The sequence below is a fragment of the Rhizobium sp. CC1099 genome (assembly GCF_029714385.1).
Lineage (GTDB): Bacteria > Pseudomonadota > Alphaproteobacteria > Rhizobiales > Rhizobiaceae > Rhizobium.
The window spans coordinates 2,304,573-2,321,503 of the sequence record NZ_CP121641.1 but is presented as its reverse complement, the minus strand read 5'-3'; the positions used below and the strand labels follow the sequence as shown (position 1 = coordinate 2,321,503).

Below are 16,931 nucleotides of genomic sequence, written 5' to 3'. Positions count from 1 at the left end.
CCGGAATGGGGCGGTTGCAAGGGCCTGTCTAATGCAATCGGGTGATGTTCTGCGTGCCAGACCTCTGATATGTTTCCCCTAAAGTCCGGGGGAGCTTCAATGACAATTTTCAACAGAGCGGTGGTTTCGTTGCCCGGGCGTGAGCGGATTGCTAGACATCTGCATGACGGGCAGGTCTTTATTCATGCGACCGCAGAAGAAACCGGTGGCGTGCTCGGCATGTGGGAGACATTTTCGGCGCCCGGAACAGGACCGGCGCCGCACATGCATACGCGGGAGACCGAGGTTTTCCGCGTGATTGCCGGAGCCTATCGTTTCTGGTGCGGCAACGAGGTGATCGATGCGCCTTTGGGCACCACTGTTGTTCTGCCGCCGAACGTGCCGCATGCGTGGAAAAACATCAGCGATGCGACAGGGCGCATGATGGCCGTCGTAACGCCCGGTGGTTTCGAACATTTCTTCATGGAACTTGAACGCACCGGCGCCAACACGCCGGAGGCCATCCTTCCCGTTCAGAAGCGTTTCGGACTTGTTGATGTCGAAATGGAAGCCGAACTCTAGGATCAAGATCGGCATCTTGCAGTCCATCCACCGGGTGAAGCTAGCCGCAAGGGCAGTTTTCACATCCTGACGGTCATGCCGCAATCGACGGTCAGGACATGGCCGTTGACGAAGGAGGCAATTCCGAGCGAGGTCAATCGGCGAAATCAAGGGCGGTGTTGTGCGTGGCAGCTCCATCGTGCTGCGGAAGGCTGCTTCCTGCTGGTTTCGGTTCAGCGCTGAACAAGACAAGCCGATGGCAATATGCTAACTCGGCGACAGTCGGAAGCATCGGAAGAAAGACCGTCAATGACCTCGCAATTCATCTCCCATCTGCGCGGCGAACTCTCCGCGCTCAAGGATGCCGGCCTTTACAAGTCCGAGCGCGTCATTACCTCGAAGCAAGCCGGCGAAATCGCCATCGCCTCCGGCGAGCGCGTGCTGAACTTCTGCGCCAACAACTATCTTGGCCTTGCGGATAACGACGAGCTGGCCGAGGCGGGTAAAAAGGCACTCGACCGTTATGGATACGGCATGGCCTCCGTCCGCTTCATCTGCGGCACGCAAGAGGAGCACAAGCAACTCGAATCCCGCATTTCGTCGTTCCTCGGCATGGAGGACACGCTGCTTTATTCCTCCTGTTTCGATGCCAATGGCGGTTTGTTCGAGACGCTGCTTGGCGAGGAGGATGCGATCATCTCCGATGCGCTGAACCATGCCTCGATCATCGACGGCGTGCGGCTCTCCAAAGCCAAGCGTTTCCGCTATGCCAACAACGACATGAAGGCGCTGGAAGAAGAGTTGAAGAAGGCCGAAGGCAGCCGCTTCAAGATGATCGCGACCGATGGTGTGTTCTCGATGGACGGCATCATCGCCAACCTGCAAGGTGTCTGCGATCTCGCGGAGAAATACGGCGCCATGGTCATGGTGGACGACAGCCATGCCGTCGGCTTCGTCGGCAGGCATGGCCGTGGTTCGCCGGAACATTGCGGCGTCGAAGGCCGTGTCGATATCATCACCGGCACGCTCGGAAAGGCACTCGGCGGTGCTTCGGGAGGTTATACTTCGGCGAAGGCCGAGATCGTCGAATGGCTGCGGCAGCGCTCGCGGCCCTATCTCTTTTCCAATACGCTTGCACCGGTCATTGCCGCCGCCTCGCTTAAGGTCTTTGATCTGATCGAGAACGGCAACGCATTGCGCGAAAAACTTTCAGCGAATGCTGCGCTCTTCCGCGCGGAGATGACCAAGCTCGGTTTCACGCTGGCGGGCGAGGGGCATCCGATCATTCCCGTGATGCTCGGCGATGCCAAGCTCGCACAGGACATGGCGGCGCTGATGCTGAAGAAAGGTGTCTACGTGATCGGCTTTTCGTTCCCGGTCGTGCCTAAGGGCCAGGCGCGCATCCGCACGCAGATGTCGGCGGCGCATTCCAGGGCGGATGTCGAGCGCGTGGTTGCGGCTTTCGCGGAAGCTGGCAGGGAACTGGGCGTCATTTGACGCCACTTGCTCCATCTTCTCCCCGGCGGGGAGAAGATGCAAAAGGACAGATGAGGGGCCGAAGCGTCAGCGACGCTCTGAATGGAAGAAGAGCAATTAACGGTGTGCCGTGCTCCCCGAGGGGAGAAGGCAAACAGCGAAGCTGGGCACTACAAGACGGGAAACCTCGAATGTCGAATATGATGAAGGCGCTGGTCAAGTCGAAACCGGAAGTCGGGCTCTGGATGGAAAACGTCCCGGTTCCCGAGGTCGGGCCGAACGACGTTCTGATCCACGTCAAGAAGTCGGCGATCTGCGGTACGGATGTCCATATCTGGAACTGGGACCAGTGGGCGCAGAAGACCATTCCGGTGCCGATGGTCGTCGGTCATGAGTTCTGCGGCGAGATCGCCGAGATCGGTTCCGCCGTCACCAGATACCATGTCGGCGAGCGGGTCTCCGGCGAGGGCCATATTGTCTGCGGCAAGTGCCGCAACTGCCGCGCCGGCAGGGGGCACCTTTGCCGCAACACGCTTGGCGTCGGCGTCAACCGTCCCGGCTCCTTCGGCGAGTTCGTTTGCATTCCGGAAGCCAATGTTGTGCCGATCCCGGACGACATCCCGGACGAGATCGCCGCGATCTTCGATCCTTTCGGCAATGCGGTTCATACAGCACTTTCTTTCGATCTCGTCGGCGAGGACGTACTCGTCACCGGTGCAGGCCCGATCGGCATCATGGGCGCGCTCGTCGCCAAACGTTCCGGCGCCCGCAAAGTCGTCATCACCGACATCAACCCGCACCGGCTGGATTTGGCGCGCAGACTCGGCATCGACTACGTCGTCGATGCGTCGAAGGAGAACCTTGCCGATGTCATGAAGGCGATCGGCATGACGGAGGGTTTTGACGTCGGCCTGGAAATGTCGGGTGCAGCACCCGCCTTCCGCGACATGATCGACAAGATGAACAATGGCGGCAAGATCGCAATCCTCGGCATCGCGCCGGCTGGTTTCGAGATCGACTGGAACAAGGTCATCTTCAAGATGCTGAACCTCAAAGGCATCTACGGTCGCGAGATGTTCGAGACCTGGTACAAGATGATCGCCTTCGTGCAAGGCGGGCTCGATCTGTCGCCGGTCATCACGCACCGTATCAAGATCGACGAATTCCGGGACGGCTTCGAGGCGATGCGCTCAGGCAATTCCGGCAAGGTCGTGATGGATTGGAACTAGGGGAAAACGATGATCTACCAGGGAAGCTGCCATTGCGGCAAGATCGCATTCGAGGTGGACGGAGACTTCAAGACGGCGATCGATTGCAATTGCTCGCTCTGCCGCCGGCGGGGCGGCCTGCTTGCTTTCGTACCGCGCGACAAGCTAAAGCTGCAGACGCCGGAAGAAAACAAGTCGACCTATACTTTCAACAACCATGTCATCAAACATCGCTTCTGCAGCGACTGCGGTATTGCACCCTACGGCGAAGGCGTTCTTCCGAACGGCGATCCCATGGCATTGGTCAACCTGCGCTGTATTCCCGTGATCGATCTCGGTTCTCTGGAAATCATGCCTTACGATGGTGCGTTCCGATAGCGATGGGCGGCGGATATCCTGCAACGGCAGCTAAAAACCAGGAAGATCTCTCGTTGCCGTGGCAAGAATTCTTGCTCCCCTTGTCTTCTTGCGGTGACATCCTATCTAAGCGAAGCAATCGCTTGAGCGGTTCCCAGCCTGTGGATAAGGCTTTTTCCGTGTTTTCGACGGCTTTTTTAGTGGAAAAGCTTGACGCGAACAAAAATTGTGGGAATCACCGTTCGACTTGATAAGCGGTGAACTGGGTCGAGGCGGATCGCACATAACCATGGCCGGAAATTTCGAAGCACTAAAGCTCTGTCGTCCGGCATCAGCGATCGTGGTTAATAGGGCATTAAAGGTCATCCCGTTAGGTGGGTAAGGTGATTCGAGGCTTGGGTTTGCGCACTCAGGCTTCGAGGGCCGTTCACCGCAGCGAGTTTGAATAGCGTCAGGAAGGCGACGATATAAATGGTAACCAAGGTCAAAGAGAACGAAGAAGCGGAAGTCGAACGCGACGGCGCATCCGACGGCCCTCTTCTCGATCTTTCCGATGACGCGGTCAAGAAAATGATCAAGGCCGCGAAGAAGCGCGGCTACGTGACGATGGACGAGCTGAATGCCGTTCTTCCGTCCGAGGAAGTGACGTCCGAGCAGATCGAAGACACGATGGCGATGTTGTCCGATATGGGCATCAATGTCATCGAAGACGAAGAAGCCGAAGAGGCAGGCCAGAGCGGCGGTGACGACGACGACGCGGGCGGCGATGACGAGAGCGAAGGCGGCGAACTCGCGCCTTCCGGCGGCACCGCGCTTGCAACGGCAAAGAAGAAGGAGCCGACCGATCGTACCGACGATCCGGTGCGCATGTATCTGCGCGAGATGGGTTCCGTCGAGCTCCTGTCGCGCGAAGGCGAAATTGCCATCGCGAAGCGCATCGAGGCCGGCCGCGAAACCATGATCGCCGGGCTCTGTGAAAGCCCGCTCACCTTCCAGGCGCTCATCATCTGGCGCGACGAACTGAACGAGGGCACGACCCTGCTTCGCGAGATCATCGATCTCGAAACGACCTATTCCGGTCCGGAAGCCAAGGCCGCCCCGCAGTTCCAGAGCCCTGAAAAGATCGAGGCTGACCGCAAGGCCGCCGAAGAGAAGGAAAAGACCCGCCGCATGCGTTCCGGCGACGACGACATCACCGATGTCGGCGGCGAAGGCATGCCCGTGGAAGAAGAGGAAGAGGACGAAGACGAATCCAACCTCTCGCTCGCAGCCATGGAAGCAGAGCTGCGGCCGCAGGTCATGGAGACGCTCGACCTCATCGCCGAGACCTACAAGAAGCTGCGCAAGCTGCAGGACCAGCAGGTCGAGCAGCGCCTTGCCGCGACCGGCACGCTGTCTTCTGCCCAAGAGCGCCGCTACAAGGAACTCAAGGACGAGCTGATCAAGGCCGTCAAGTCGCTGTCACTCAACCAGAACCGCATCGAGGCTCTGGTCGAGCAGCTTTACGACATCAACAAGCGCCTCGTTCAGAACGAAGGCCGCCTGCTGCGTCTGGCTGAATCCTACGGCGTCAAGCGCGACTCGTTCCTGGAGCAGTATCAGGGTGCCGAGCTCGATCCGAACTGGATGAAGTCGATCGGCAATCTGGCTGCGCGCGGCTGGAAGGAGTTCGCCAAGGGCGAGAACACGACGATCCGTGACATCCGCCAGGAGATCCAGAACCTCGCCACGGAAACCGGCATCTCGATTTCGGAATTCCGCCGCATCGTGCACATGGTGCAGAAGGGCGAGCGCGAAGCGCGCATCGCCAAGAAGGAAATGGTCGAAGCGAATCTTCGCCTCGTCATCTCCATCGCCAAGAAGTACACCAACCGCGGCCTGCAGTTCCTCGACCTCATTCAGGAAGGCAATATCGGCCTGATGAAGGCGGTCGACAAGTTCGAATACCGCCGCGGCTATAAGTTCTCTACCTATGCGACATGGTGGATCCGCCAGGCGATCACCCGCTCGATCGCCGACCAGGCGCGCACGATCCGCATTCCGGTGCACATGATCGAGACGATCAACAAGATCGTCCGCACGTCCCGCCAGATGCTGCACGAAATCGGCCGCGAGCCGACGCCGGAGGAACTGGCCGAAAAGCTCGCCATGCCGCTCGAAAAGGTCCGCAAGGTCCTGAAGATCGCCAAGGAGCCGATCTCGCTCGAAACCCCCGTGGGTGACGAGGAAGATTCGCACCTCGGCGATTTCATCGAAGACAAGAACGCGCTGCTGCCGATCGACGCCGCCATCCAGGCGAACCTGCGCGAGACGACGACGCGTGTTCTCGCCTCGCTCACGCCGCGCGAGGAACGCGTGCTGCGCATGCGCTTCGGCATTGGCATGAACACGGACCATACGCTCGAGGAAGTCGGCCAGCAGTTCTCGGTTACCCGCGAACGTATCCGCCAGATCGAGGCGAAGGCGCTGCGCAAGCTCAAGCATCCGAGCCGCTCCAGAAAGCTCCGCAGCTTCCTGGACAGCTAAGAGCCGTACCGGCTGCGATGACAGCCTTGCGGTTGACTGATTGATGATCGAAGAGCCGGGTTCGTCCCGGCTCTTTCTTTTTGGGTTTCCAGACATTCCGTCGCTTTCCGCGCGGCTCAATGGTATAATCCGGATGATACGGGGGACGGGACCGGCCGCAGCGCGTGAGCGAAGGTCGCCACATACCTGCGTGGACCAAAACCCTCCGTAGGGAGGTGTGCAATGACCACTTACGTCATGCTTATCAACTGGACGGATCAAGGCGTTCGCAGTGCACGCGACTCGGCAAAAAGGCTGGACGCGGCAAAGAAGGCGCTCGGCGAGATGGGCGGCTCCTTCAAGGATTTCTTTCTGACGATGGGTGAATACGACATGGTCTCCATATGCGAGGCGCCGGACGACGCGGTGATGGCGCGGTTCACGCTGCAGCTTGCGACGGCCGGCAACGTTCGCACGAAAACGCTAAAGGCGTTTCCGGAGGCTGCCTATCGCGAAATCATAGGCTCGCTCGGCTAGCGGCGATCGGCCTGCGGATCGCAGCCTCGTGAAGGTGAAAAGATGTGGACGATCCGCCGCGCGGCCTAAGCTCGGTCGCGCGGCAAAGCACTTTTTTGTTTTGCGGCTTGATGCTGCCTTCTTAAAAGGCCACATCCGTACCTTGTCGGAGCATAATTCGCGGGCATGCAGAAGATCGTCGCAAAGCGCTGGGGAGAGATCAGTTGGGGTGTCACAGCCTCGATCGCGCTGCATATTGCCGTCGTTGCGTTTTTCCTTGTGAAGCTGCCTGAAAAGACGCCGCAGCCGCCGGAAGAGGAGACGGTGAACGTCGATCTCGTGCCTCCGCCGGAAGAGGAAAAGAAGCCGGAGGAGAAGAAGGCCGAGGAAAAGAAGGCGAAAGAGCAAAAGCCTCCCGAACTGCCGAAGATCGAGGAGAAGGCTGAGCAGAAACCGCCAGCGCCCCCACCACCACCTCCTCCTCCACCACCTCCTCCGCCGGAAGCCAAGCCGGAAGAGAAGCCGTCCGAACCGCCGAAATCCGAAGCCAGGAACGATCCCTCCGACAAGGAGGGGAAGGGACAGAGAATGCCCGTCCTGAGGCCCGTCTTCGAATTTGGCGACAAGGATAGTGGCCCGCGCAAATCCGAAGCGGGCAATGCTTCGGCGGAGGCTGGCGAGCCACCGGTGACGCCGCCCGACGAGCCGAAACCGGATGAGCCCAAGCCTGCCGAAACGGCCGCGGCAAAGCCTCCCGCCACGGACCAGCCACCGGCAAACCCGGTGCCGGACGATGTCAATCTGCCTCAGGTTGATGTGGCCAATATCGACCCGCAGAAGAACGGACCTGCGGCTGGCGCAGGAGACCAGGCGAAAATCGGCTTCGAACAGGCAAAGCCTGCGGACCAGCCCAAGATCGACCAGACGGAAACGACGAAGGCTGAAAAGCCTACCGAGCTGAAGGAAGCAAAGACGCTGTTCTCGCAGAACGAAACGGATGATCCGATCGCCCGGACCGCCATGGGCAACATGCCGCGCGGAAGGCGGGCCGCGCAGCTTTGCAGCACCGAGCTTCGCGAGCAACTGGTTCACGGATCGCCCGCTTACAATCCGGTGATGGTCCCCACTTACGCGCTGCCCCGCGGTACGGTGCTCGATGTCCGGCGCGGTGCCTTCCGCACGCGCGAGGGCTGGTACGACGTTCAATTCCGCTGCGAGGTGGACGAGGGCGTAACCAAGATCGTCTCGTTTGCCGTCGATGTCGGCGATCCGATCCCGCCCAGCCTGTGGCGGAGCCGTAATCTTCCGGAGTTCTGACACGGGGCTCGCACCAGCCCTGCGCAAGTGAGCTCTCCTAGTCTGCTTTCATCGCTGAATGTTCCGGTGAATGAAAGGACGATGATGTCGAACGAGATCGAGCGCTTCTTTGAAATGCAGGACGAGGCCGCGAGCCTGGCGTTCCTCGAAAACAAGGGTGATGAGCTGACCGATATTCTGGTCGCAGCGCTCGACGACGCCCTGAAAATTCTCTCCGACGAAATCCGGCCTGAAACACTTCACTAATCTCGGCAAAGACGTTGCGTGCTTCGCCTGCCGCTGGCAGAGTCCGGCAGGAAGGAGACGCTGCGTGGCCAAAAGTCAGTTCACGATGCACCGCTCGGCGATGGCCGGGGTGGAGGCCGTGGAAGCGGAAACCCGCCACAGTTTCGCACGGCATACGCATGAACAATTCGGCATCGGCCTGATAGTCTCCGGTGCGCAGAAGTCGCTGAGCGGGCGCGGCATGGTCGAGGCGGAAGCCGGCGATCTCATCACCGTCAATCCGAACGAGGTCCATGACGGCGCACCGATCGGCGAGGGACGGTCATGGCGCATCCTCTATTTCGATCCGGCGATCATCGGCGATCTCGCGCAGGATGCCGGCGAAAGCAGGATGATGCGCTCGGAAATTCCGCGCCCCGTTATTCAAAACAGCGTCCTTGCAGCACGCTTCGCGAGCCTCTTTGCCGCAATCACCCGCAGTTCCACGCAGGATGACCTTGCACGCGAAGAACTGCTCCTCGGCGTTGTTGCAGATGTGATGCGCGAACAGCCGATGCCGGACGTGGCGCGTATGGCGCCGGGCACGATCCGCAAGGCGCAGAGCCTGATCGACGGCGATCCCCTCGCCAATGTCTCGCTTGCCGATCTTGCGCGGGAAAGCGGCCTTAGCCGGTTTCAGGTGCTGCGCGGTTTTGCGAAAGCAACCGGCATGACGCCGCATGCCTATCTCGTCCAGGCGCGCATCCACATGGCCCGCCGCCTGATCGCTTCCGGCACGCCGCTTGCCGAAGCCGCCTTGGCCAGCGGCTTTGCCGATCAGAGCCACATGACACGCGTCTTCACTGCCAAATACGGCCTCACGCCGCGTGTCTATGCCACGGCACTTGCCTGACGGCCTGCAATTTCGTTCAAGAAGCTACTTCGTCTTTGCGGTTTTCTTCGTCCATCGAAACGGAGAATCCCATGACAAAAGCATTTCAGGGCTACATCTATCTGACGCTGGCGATGATCACGGTCGGCAGCACGGTGATCGCCAGCAAGATCATCGCATCAGGCCTTCCGCCGTTTACGGCAACGGCACTGCGTTTCGCTGCGGCATTCCCCTTCTTCCTGCTTCTGATGCAGCTCACCCGATCGCGGCTGCCGAAACTGTCGCGCCACGATTGGCTCATCCTCGTGACGCAGGCAGGGGCGGGCAGCGTCGGCTATACGACGTTGTTGATCTCCGGCCTGCAGCTGACGTCGGCGACGAATGCCGGCGTCATCATCGGCACGCTGCCGGTCGTCTCGGCGGTGATCTCGATCCTCATTCTCGGCGAAAGGCCGCACCGCTTCCTGCTGGTTGCCATCGCGCTTGCTGCTTTCGGCGTCTTCTGGGTCGCGGTCACACCAGGCGCATCCGCAGGCGGCTCACTGGCCGGCAATGCGCTGATCCTCGGCGCCGTCATCTGCGAGGGGCTGTTCATTCTTCTCAACAAGCGCATGCAGAGCGAGATCCTGCCGCTCACGCAGTCGGCGCTGATGACCGGCATCGGTTTCCTCGTTGCCGGCATTCCGGCTCTCTTCGAAAGCCATGCCGCGAGCGGTTTTTCGGGAGCGGCGCTCTCGGCCGTCGTCTATTATGCGCTGGTGCCCACCGTCGGCGGCTTCATCTTGTGGTACGCGGGCTTAGAGCGCGTCAGCGGCAGCGAGGCTTCGCTATTTACGGCAATCGCTCCGGTCTCCGCCGTCATTTTTGCCTTCGTGCTGCTCGGCGAGCCGGTCGGCCTCCATCAGATTTTCGGCGTCGCCTGTGTGCTCGCCGCCGTTCTGGGGCTCGGCTTTTCCGCACTTGCCCGGGTGCGGCGCGCGTGACGGACCCCTTGGGAAGCCTCGGGTACGACCCTATGTAGGGACAGTGCAATCTTTCGAAGGCGAACGCTCATGTCAGACAAGCCGATCAAGATTCCCGGGCCTGATCATCCGATCACCGTAGACCACAATCCAGCGCGCGTCGTCGTCAAGCTCGACGGCAAGATCGTCGCTGATACGCGCGATGCGCTGACATTGCGCGAGGCTTCCTATCCGCCGGTGCAGTATATTCCGCGCAAGGATGTCGACATGTCGCTGCTTCAACGCACCGACCACTCTACTTATTGCCCCTACAAGGGCGAGGCTTCCTATTACAGCATCACGCCTGGCGGCGAGCGCGCGAAGAACGCCATCTGGACCTATGAAAACCCGCATGCGGCGATGCGCGAAATCAAGGACCGTATGGCGTTCTATCCGGATCGCGTCGATTCGATCGAAGAACTGCAGGCGCCTGAGGCCGGCGAGTTTTAGTGTCCCGTCCCGACAAGACAGCGCACGAGACCTTCCAGCGACACGCGGCCTGCGGGCAGGCCATCGGCGCCGGTGACGGTCGCGTGCGAGACGTTGCTTTCGGTCATCATCCGCATACCTTCCTCCACGGTCGATTTGCCGGGGATGCGGATCACGGTGTCGCTTGCGGGATTGCTGAGCGGCTCCATCAGCGCTTCGATCGGGATGACGCGGCTGCGGTTTACTTCCTTGACGAAGGCCTCGATGTAGTCGTTTGCGGGATTGAGCACGATATCGGCGGCTGAGCCCTGCTGGATGAGCTCGCCATCGCGCAGAATGGCGACCTTGTCGCCAAGCCGCAATGCCTCGTCGAGATCGTGGGTGATGAAAACGATGGTCTTCTTCAGTTCCTTCTGCAGGTCGAGCAGCACGCTCTGCATGTCGACGCGGATCAGCGGGTCGAGGGCGGAAAAGGCCTCGTCCATCAAGAGTATCTCGGCATCGTTGGTGAGTGCACGGGCAAGGCCGACACGCTGCTGCATGCCACCCGAAAGCTGGTTCGGATAATGCCCGGCAAAGCCGTCGAGCCCGACGCGCTTGATCCAGATATTCGCACGCTCTTCGCGCTCGCCCTTCGGCACGCCTTGTATTTCCAGTCCGTAGACGGTGTTCTGCAGCACGTTGCGATGCGGCAGCAGGCCGAACTTCTGGAACACCATCGCCGTCCTGCGGCGGCGGAACTCGCGGAGTTCCTCTTCGCTCATCTTGCAGATGTCGGTATTGCCATAGAGCACTTCGCCCGCTGTCGGGTCGATCAGACGGTTGATGTGGCGGATCAGCGTCGACTTTCCGGAACCGGAAAGCCCCATAATGACGGTGATGCTGCCGCCGGGAATCGAGATGTTGATATCCTTCAGTCCGAGGACATGCCCGTGCTCCTTGTTGAGCTCGGTTTTCGACATGCCCTTGGTGACGGCTTCGATGAAATCGCCGCCACGCGGACCGAAAATCTTGTAGAGATTGCGTATTTCAATCGACTGACTAGCCATGCACGATTTCCCGGTGCTTCTGCAGCCTGAGACCATAGGCCTGGCTGATGCGGTCAAAGATGATGGCGATGCCGACGATGGCGAGACCGTTGAAGACGCCGAGGGTGAAGTACTGGTTGGCGATGGCCTTGAGGACCGGCTGGCCGAGGCCCTGGACGCCAATCATCGAAGCAATGACGACCATGGCGAGTGCCATCATGATCGTCTGGTTGATGCCGGCCATGATGGTCGGCAACGCCAATGGAAGCTGGACGTTGCGCAGCTTCTGCCAGCTCGATGAACCGAAGGCGTCGGCCGCTTCGAGCACGTCCTTGTCGACCATGCGGATGCCGAGATTGGTGAGGCGTATCATCGGCGGCAAGGCATAGATGACGACGGCGATGACGCCGGGCACGCGGCCGATGCCGAGCAGCATGACGACCGGGATCAGATAGACGAAGCTCGGCATGGTCTGCATGACGTCGAGCACCGGATTGACGGCATTCTGGAGCCGGTTGGAACGCGACATGCCGATGCCGATCGGAATGCCGATCGCGACCGAAAGCAGCGTGCAGACGAAGATCATCGAAACGGTCTTCATCGTGTCTTCCCACATGTCGAACCAGCCGATCAGCAGAAGCGTCGCGGCGCAGCCGATGACAATCTTCCAATTGCGGCTTCCAAGCCAGGCAATGCCGGCGACGACCAAGATCACCAGCGGCCAGGGCGTGCCGGTGAGCAGCCTTTCAGCCCAGATCAGAAAGCTTTGCAGCGGGCTGAACAGCCCTTCGATGCTGTCGCCGTAAGCGCGGGTAAAAGCGCGAAAGCCTTCGTCCACGTTCTTCTTGAGAACGCGCAGCGTGTCGGCATCCATTGTCGGAAATTTCCAGAGCCAGTCCATGTTAGTTCCCCATGGCTAAAGCGGCGGCGGCCCGTTCTTCTTATGGCCGTCGCGCAAAAGGATCGGGCTGGCGGTGCCTGGATGTCAAGCACCGCCTGCTTGCGGATCATGAGGGATCAGAGGGAAGCCTTGATCTTCTCGGCGACTTCCGGAGAGACCCATTCCTTCCACAGGGCTTCGTTTTCCTTGAGGAAGTGCTTGGCGCCGTCTTCGCCGGTAGCCTGGTTGTCGGTCATCCAGGCAATCAGCTTGTTAACGGTGTCGTTCGTCCAGGCACGCTTGTTGAGATAGTCCATGGCCGGGCCGGCGCGATCGGCAAAGGTTTTGCTCACGAGCGTCTGAACGTCGTCGGCCGGCCAGGCGTTCGGCTTGGGATCGGGGCAATCGGCAACCGAGGTACAGCGCTTCCATTCCGCCGCATCGTATTCGGAGCCGTAGCCGAGTTTCACCATCTCATATTTGCCGAGGAGCGAGGTCGGGGCCCAGTAGTAGCCGACCCAGGGCTGTTTGCCTTCGTAGGCCTTGGCGATGGAACCGTCGAGGCCGGCTGCCGAGCCGGTATCAACCAGCGTGAAGCCGGCCTTGTCGCCGCCATAGGCCTTGAAGAGCTGCGAGGTCACGACCGTTCCGCCCCAGCCTTGAGGGCCATTGAAGACGGCGCCCTTGCTCTTGTCTTCGGGAGCAGGGAAGAGTTCGGGATGTTTGAAGAGATCAGGGATCGTCTTGATGTCTGGATGGGCTTCGGCGATGTATTTGGGGATCCACCAGCCCTGGATCGCGCCGTCCGAAAGGATTTTCGAGGCAGCGACCACCTTGCCGCCTTCCAGGCCGCGCTTCACGAGTTCTGGCTGGAGGCTTACCCAGGCTTCCGGTGCGACATCCGGCTCACCCTTTTCAGCCATTGATGTGAGCGTCGGAACCGTGTCGCCGCTGACGATCTCGGCGGTGCATCCATAGCCTTCCTCGAGGATGATCTTGTCGAGGTTTGCGGCAACTTCGGCCGATTGCCAGTTCATGCTGGCGATGGTGACGTTGCCACACTCCGCGGCCGAAGCCGTGCTCGAAAGGCCGATCAGGCCAGCTGCAAGGACGGTTGAAGCCAAAAGTGCTTTCATTTTCTTGTTCCCTCTGGTCGCGGTGTGACGTGAACCCGGGCGCCTGCGGCACCGCGTCCGCCAGCAAGCCTATTGAGCATGCTTTCATGCGCCATGCGCCATTCCGTTTGCGTCAAAAATTGGCGCATTGACGTTTTCTTTCAATGGCTGATCAGGTGATCGGAACAATCGTTCCAATGGGCGCAAATTGTGCCAAGCGGATCATCGTGAACCTCGCGGGTTACCCCGGCGTTCAGGCCGGGGAGGAACGCCAGAGTGGCCTTGGGCCGCTTCCCGCTGGGATTTGACATATTCGGCGATCACCGAGAGCGGTGCGCCGCCACAGCTTGCCGCAAAGGAGGACGGCGACCACAAAACGCCGTTGTGGTAGCGCCCGGTGATTTCCGGGCGGCTCTCGCGCAGACGTCGGCTGGATACGCCTTTGAGGCTGTTGACCAGCTTCGACAGGGCGATCTTCGGAGGGTAATGCACCAGCAGGTGAACATGATCGTCCTCGCCGTCGCATTCGATCAATTCGGCCTCGAAGTCGCGACACAGCTTGGCGAAGATGCGCCGCAGGTCGCGGATTGCCGGTTCTGACAGAACGTCACGGCGGTATTTCGTGACAAAGACCAAATGACCATGGAGCATGTAGACGACAGGCCTGCCGGTGCGATCCACGGTTGCGCTCCTTGGAGCAATTGATAGAATCGTAACATGATCCACCGCGCTTTCCGCTACAAGCTCGCTCCGACCGCCGAACAGGAAGTCCTGTTGCGGCAGTTCGCGGGTGTTGTGCGGCTGGTCTATAATCTGGCGCTGGAGCAGCGCAGGGACTGGTGGCGGCATTACCGGCGGCAGACCGGGAACCGCTTGAACGACATCGCCCAGGCGCGGGAATTGACCGCACTGCGGGCCGCGTTCGACTGGATTGCCGCCGTGCATGTGACGCCCCAGCAGCAGGCCCTGCGCGATCTGGATAAGGCGTATGCCAACTTCTTCGCGGGGCGCGCAGGATATCCCTCACCGCGCAAGAAGGGCGTGAACGGCGCCTTCCGCTTTCAGGGGCGGGAGATCGAGGTCAAGCGCCTGAACGGCAAGTGGTCCGCCGCGCGCCTTCCCAAGATCGGCTGGGTGAAGTTCCGCGACACGCGGCGCCTGCGTGGCAAGACCATGAATGTGACGGTGAGCCTGGCGGCGAACGGCTGGCACATCGCCTTCGCCTGCGAAATCGACCATGCCGTCCCGCAAAACGATTTGCCCGCCGTGGGGATCGACCGGGGCGTGGCGAACACGCTGACGCTTTCGACCGGGGAGCATTGGTGGATGCCTGCCGGCCTTGCGGAGATCGAGCGCAGGAAGCGCCGGGCCCAGCGCGTTCTGGCGCGGCGCAAGCGCGGGTCGCGTCGCCACGCGAAGGCCCGCCGCCGGGTTGCAGCCTTGCAGGCCCGTGCTGCCCGCATCCGGCAGGATTGGCGGCACAAGGCCAGTCTTGATATCGCCCGTCGCTTCGCAACGGTCGTGCTGGAAGACCTCGCCACGCGCAACATGACGCGCAGCGCCAGGGGAACCGTGGACGCGCCCGGAACCAACGTCTGCCAGAAGGCGGGCCTGAACCGGGCGATCCTCGAACAAGGCTGGCACGGCTTTGAAACCGTGTTGGCCGACAAGCTCGAAGAACGGGGCGGATACCTGTGCAAGGTCGATCCCCGCCACACCTCGCAGACCTGTTCGGCCTGCGGCGCCGTGGACAGGGAAAGCCGCGAAAGCCAAGCGTCTTTCCGCTGTTGCCAATGCGGCTTGCGCGCCCATGCCGACCACAATGCTGCAATCAACATCCTGCGTCGGAACACGGCGTCTATGATCGTGGAGGAAGGGCAGCGGCTCTCCGTTGAAGCGATAACGATCGGCGGAGCTTCGCGCCCCTTCGGAAATCCCCCGCTTTCAAGCGGGGGAAGATGTTAATCAGAAAGAAACGCGTCTTTTTTGCCTGATCTTGCCAAGACCGGGACGCCGCGGGGCTGGAAATCGGCGGATCACGCATATTTTCTCACCTATGCTGTCGGGCCTCGCGCTCGCCATCCGTCCTATGATCGTCAACGAAGTTAGGAGAACGACAATGCCTTACATCGACGGATTCGTCGTGGCTGTTCCGAAAGCCAATATCGAGGCTTACAAGAAGTTGGCGAATTTCGCCGGCTCGATCTGGAAGGAGCATGGTGCGCTCAAATATGTCGAGTGCCTTGCCGACGACGTGCCCTATGGCGAACTCACCTCGTTTCCGCGTGCGGTGATGGCGAAGGAAGACGAAGTGGTAGGGTTTTCCTGGATCGTCTATGGATCGAGGACGGAGCGCGACGATATAGTGGCCAAGGTCATGTCCGATCCACGCCTGCAGGGCGATGAATGGAAAACGGTCTTTGATGGCAAGCGAATGATCTACGGCGGCTTCGAAACTGTCGTCGAACTTTGAAAAAGGGAGTTCCATGCCCCAGGCGATCATCTCCGTTTCAACCCGGGGGCAGGGCCTCTATGAATTCACCGACCAAGCGGCTGGCTTCGTCCGCGCAACCGGCGTGGACGAAGGTTTGCTCACCGTCTTTTTGCGCCACACCTCCTGTTCGCTCTTGATCCAGGAAAATGCCGACCCGGATGTGCAGACGGATCTCAGTGCCTTCTTCCGCCGGCTCGTGCCGCCGTCATCGGACCCATCGATGCGCTGGATTGTCCACACGACCGAAGGACCGGATGACATGCCTGCCCACATCAAGGCGGCGCTGACACAGGTTTCGTTCGGTATTCCTGTTACGAGCGGCAAGATGGTGCTCGGCACCTGGCAGGGGCTCTATCTCTTCGAGCATCGCGACCGTCCTCATCGTCGCGAAATCGTGCTGCATGTCAGCGCCTGAACCGAACCTGAATACGCAATTCGAACGCCATTCAGTTTTAGCCCTCTATTGTCGAATCATTCCCGGAAGGGAGTTCGATCATTCTTTGAAACTAGGAAAACCCGATGACCAATTTCATTGCCAAGGCATCGTTTGCAGCATTGCTTGCCATTGCTTCGATCCCCGCCAGCGTCTCGACTGCTGCCGCAGCAGGCCCGGAGCGCGGTGTTGTCATCGACGTCCAGTATCATCGTCCGCCACCGGTCTACCGCGGTTGCTCGCCAGTCATGGCTGTCCGCGCGGCTCGCTGGACCGGCCTGCGCGACGTGCGCGTCGTCAATGTCACACCGCGCCGCGTCGTCGTTGCCGGCCGTGACCGCCGTGGTTGGGACCGCATGACCTTCGCGAATGTCCGTGGCTGCCCGCTGATCCGCCGTTAAAAAGTAGCAGCCGCCGGTCTTTCAGACGCGGCGGCACAAGAACCGCCTTTGCCAATTCTTCTCGGATCACGGCAAGGGCGGTTTTTTATTGCCGGGCGGACGCTAAATGAAAAAAGCCTCGCGACGGGCGAGGCT

Annotated in this window: 19 protein-coding genes; 15 read left to right on the top strand and 4 right to left on the bottom strand. The window is 60.4% G+C overall.

What is annotated here, in order from left to right; all coding sequences use genetic code 11:
- Positions 1–99: 99 nt before the first annotated feature.
- From QA644_RS11915 to QA644_RS11865, 11 genes are all read left to right on the top strand, one after another.
- The gene (locus QA644_RS11915; RefSeq protein WP_283068608.1) at positions 100–561 is read left to right on the top strand and encodes a cupin domain-containing protein; all 462 of its coding nucleotides are present in this window, start codon (positions 100–102) and stop codon (positions 559–561) included.
- Positions 562–849: 288 nt separating this feature from the next.
- Positions 850–2,037, top strand: coding sequence for a glycine C-acetyltransferase (locus tag QA644_RS11910; protein WP_239598089.1), 1,188 nt, complete (start codon positions 850–852; stop codon positions 2,035–2,037).
- A 170-nt stretch (positions 2,038–2,207) separates the two neighbouring features.
- Positions 2,208–3,245, top strand: a complete 1,038-nt coding sequence (gene tdh, locus QA644_RS11905) for an L-threonine 3-dehydrogenase (RefSeq protein ID WP_283068606.1) — start codon at positions 2,208–2,210, stop codon at positions 3,243–3,245.
- A 9-nt stretch (positions 3,246–3,254) separates the two neighbouring features.
- On the top strand, positions 3,255–3,602 hold the full coding sequence (locus QA644_RS11900; protein WP_283068604.1) for a GFA family protein: 348 nt from the start codon (positions 3,255–3,257) through the stop codon (positions 3,600–3,602).
- A gap of 450 nt (positions 3,603–4,052) precedes the next feature.
- Positions 4,053–6,107 carry an RNA polymerase sigma factor RpoD gene (gene rpoD / locus QA644_RS11895; protein WP_022714276.1) on the top strand — a complete coding sequence of 685 codons (2,055 nt, stop codon included), beginning with the start codon at positions 4,053–4,055 and terminating at the stop codon, positions 6,105–6,107.
- Between the two features lie 222 nt (positions 6,108–6,329).
- Complete coding sequence (locus QA644_RS11890) at positions 6,330–6,623, top strand: GYD domain-containing protein (RefSeq protein WP_022714277.1); 294 nt, start codon at positions 6,330–6,332, stop codon at positions 6,621–6,623.
- Between the two features lie 165 nt (positions 6,624–6,788).
- Entirely contained in the window at positions 6,789–7,919 is a 1,131-nt protein-coding gene (locus QA644_RS11885; protein WP_283068600.1) for a DUF930 domain-containing protein, read from the top strand.
- Positions 7,920–8,000: 81 nt separating this feature from the next.
- A complete protein-coding gene (locus tag QA644_RS11880; protein WP_156886433.1) occupies positions 8,001–8,165 on the top strand; it encodes a hypothetical protein in 165 nt (54 codons plus the stop codon).
- 64 nt (positions 8,166–8,229) lie between these two features.
- Positions 8,230–9,036: an AraC family transcriptional regulator gene (locus QA644_RS11875; protein ID WP_194727545.1), complete on the top strand. Its 807-nt coding sequence runs from the start codon at positions 8,230–8,232 to the stop codon at positions 9,034–9,036.
- A 71-nt stretch (positions 9,037–9,107) separates the two neighbouring features.
- Positions 9,108–9,998 carry a DMT family transporter gene (locus QA644_RS11870; RefSeq protein ID WP_194727544.1) on the top strand — a complete coding sequence of 297 codons (891 nt, stop codon included), beginning with the start codon at positions 9,108–9,110 and terminating at the stop codon, positions 9,996–9,998.
- A gap of 69 nt (positions 9,999–10,067) precedes the next feature.
- Positions 10,068–10,466 carry a DUF427 domain-containing protein gene (locus QA644_RS11865; protein ID WP_239598100.1) on the top strand — a complete coding sequence of 133 codons (399 nt, stop codon included), beginning with the start codon at positions 10,068–10,070 and terminating at the stop codon, positions 10,464–10,466.
- Here QA644_RS11865 and QA644_RS11860 read toward each other — a convergent pair.
- The 4 genes from QA644_RS11860 to tnpA form a co-directional block, all read right to left on the bottom strand.
- Entirely contained in the window at positions 10,463–11,494 is a 1,032-nt protein-coding gene (locus tag QA644_RS11860) for a glycine betaine/L-proline ABC transporter ATP-binding protein (protein ID WP_239598102.1), read from the bottom strand. The genes QA644_RS11865 and QA644_RS11860 overlap by 4 nt on opposite strands.
- Positions 11,487–12,374 (bottom strand): proline/glycine betaine ABC transporter permease, encoded by an 888-nt coding sequence (locus QA644_RS11855; RefSeq protein ID WP_074068994.1) that lies wholly within the window; start codon positions 12,372–12,374, stop codon positions 11,487–11,489. Before QA644_RS11855 ends, QA644_RS11860 begins: the two co-directional genes overlap by 8 nt.
- Before the next feature lie 116 nt (positions 12,375–12,490).
- Positions 12,491–13,489 carry an ABC transporter substrate-binding protein gene (locus QA644_RS11850; RefSeq protein ID WP_022714285.1) on the bottom strand — a complete coding sequence of 333 codons (999 nt, stop codon included), beginning with the start codon at positions 13,487–13,489 and terminating at the stop codon, positions 12,491–12,493.
- Positions 13,490–13,690: 201 nt separating this feature from the next.
- Positions 13,691–14,119: an IS200/IS605 family transposase gene (gene tnpA, locus QA644_RS11845; RefSeq protein ID WP_283072373.1), complete on the bottom strand. Its 429-nt coding sequence runs from the start codon at positions 14,117–14,119 to the stop codon at positions 13,691–13,693.
- A gap of 66 nt (positions 14,120–14,185) precedes the next feature.
- Here tnpA and QA644_RS11840 point away from each other — a divergent pair, with 66 nt between their 5' ends.
- The 4 genes from QA644_RS11840 (at position 14,186) to QA644_RS11825 (ending at position 16,796) form a co-directional block, all read left to right on the top strand.
- Entirely contained in the window at positions 14,186–15,433 is a 1,248-nt protein-coding gene (locus tag QA644_RS11840; protein WP_283068594.1) for a transposase, read from the top strand.
- A gap of 154 nt (positions 15,434–15,587) precedes the next feature.
- The gene (locus QA644_RS11835) at positions 15,588–15,941 is read left to right on the top strand and encodes a DUF1428 family protein (protein ID WP_074068992.1); all 354 of its coding nucleotides are present in this window, start codon (positions 15,588–15,590) and stop codon (positions 15,939–15,941) included.
- 13 nt (positions 15,942–15,954) lie between these two features.
- On the top strand, positions 15,955–16,377 hold the full coding sequence (locus tag QA644_RS11830; protein ID WP_239598104.1) for a secondary thiamine-phosphate synthase enzyme YjbQ: 423 nt from the start codon (positions 15,955–15,957) through the stop codon (positions 16,375–16,377).
- Positions 16,378–16,481: 104 nt separating this feature from the next.
- Positions 16,482–16,796: a hypothetical protein gene (locus tag QA644_RS11825; RefSeq protein WP_074068990.1), complete on the top strand. Its 315-nt coding sequence runs from the start codon at positions 16,482–16,484 to the stop codon at positions 16,794–16,796.
- Positions 16,797–16,931 lie beyond the last annotated feature (135 nt).

Bases quoted from the DNA above. Each gene is read 5' to 3' on its own strand.
- QA644_RS11915 (WP_283068608.1), top strand. From the start codon at position 100: ATGACAATTTTCAACAGAGCGGTGGTTTCGTTGCCCGGGCGTGAGCGG.
- QA644_RS11910 (WP_239598089.1), top strand. From the start codon at position 850: ATGACCTCGCAATTCATCTCCCATCTGCGCGGCGAACTCTCCGCGCTC.
- tdh (WP_283068606.1), top strand. From the start codon at position 2,208: ATGTCGAATATGATGAAGGCGCTGGTCAAGTCGAAACCGGAAGTCGGG.
- QA644_RS11900 (WP_283068604.1), top strand. From the start codon at position 3,255: ATGATCTACCAGGGAAGCTGCCATTGCGGCAAGATCGCATTCGAGGTG.
- rpoD (WP_022714276.1), top strand. From the start codon at position 4,053: ATGGTAACCAAGGTCAAAGAGAACGAAGAAGCGGAAGTCGAACGCGAC.
- QA644_RS11890 (WP_022714277.1), top strand. From the start codon at position 6,330: ATGACCACTTACGTCATGCTTATCAACTGGACGGATCAAGGCGTTCGC.
- QA644_RS11885 (WP_283068600.1), top strand. From the start codon at position 6,789: ATGCAGAAGATCGTCGCAAAGCGCTGGGGAGAGATCAGTTGGGGTGTC.
- QA644_RS11880 (WP_156886433.1), top strand. From the start codon at position 8,001: ATGATGTCGAACGAGATCGAGCGCTTCTTTGAAATGCAGGACGAGGCC.
- QA644_RS11870 (WP_194727544.1), top strand. From the start codon at position 9,108: ATGACAAAAGCATTTCAGGGCTACATCTATCTGACGCTGGCGATGATC.
- QA644_RS11865 (WP_239598100.1), top strand. From the start codon at position 10,068: ATGTCAGACAAGCCGATCAAGATTCCCGGGCCTGATCATCCGATCACC.
- QA644_RS11860 (WP_239598102.1), bottom strand. From the start codon at position 11,494: ATGGCTAGTCAGTCGATTGAAATACGCAATCTCTACAAGATTTTCGGT.
- QA644_RS11855 (WP_074068994.1), bottom strand. From the start codon at position 12,374: ATGGACTGGCTCTGGAAATTTCCGACAATGGATGCCGACACGCTGCGC.
- QA644_RS11850 (WP_022714285.1), bottom strand. From the start codon at position 13,489: ATGAAAGCACTTTTGGCTTCAACCGTCCTTGCAGCTGGCCTGATCGGC.
- tnpA (WP_283072373.1), bottom strand. From the start codon at position 14,119: ATGCTCCATGGTCATTTGGTCTTTGTCACGAAATACCGCCGTGACGTT.
- QA644_RS11840 (WP_283068594.1), top strand. From the start codon at position 14,186: ATGATCCACCGCGCTTTCCGCTACAAGCTCGCTCCGACCGCCGAACAG.
- QA644_RS11835 (WP_074068992.1), top strand. From the start codon at position 15,588: ATGCCTTACATCGACGGATTCGTCGTGGCTGTTCCGAAAGCCAATATC.
- QA644_RS11830 (WP_239598104.1), top strand. From the start codon at position 15,955: ATGCCCCAGGCGATCATCTCCGTTTCAACCCGGGGGCAGGGCCTCTAT.
- QA644_RS11825 (WP_074068990.1), top strand. From the start codon at position 16,482: ATGACCAATTTCATTGCCAAGGCATCGTTTGCAGCATTGCTTGCCATT.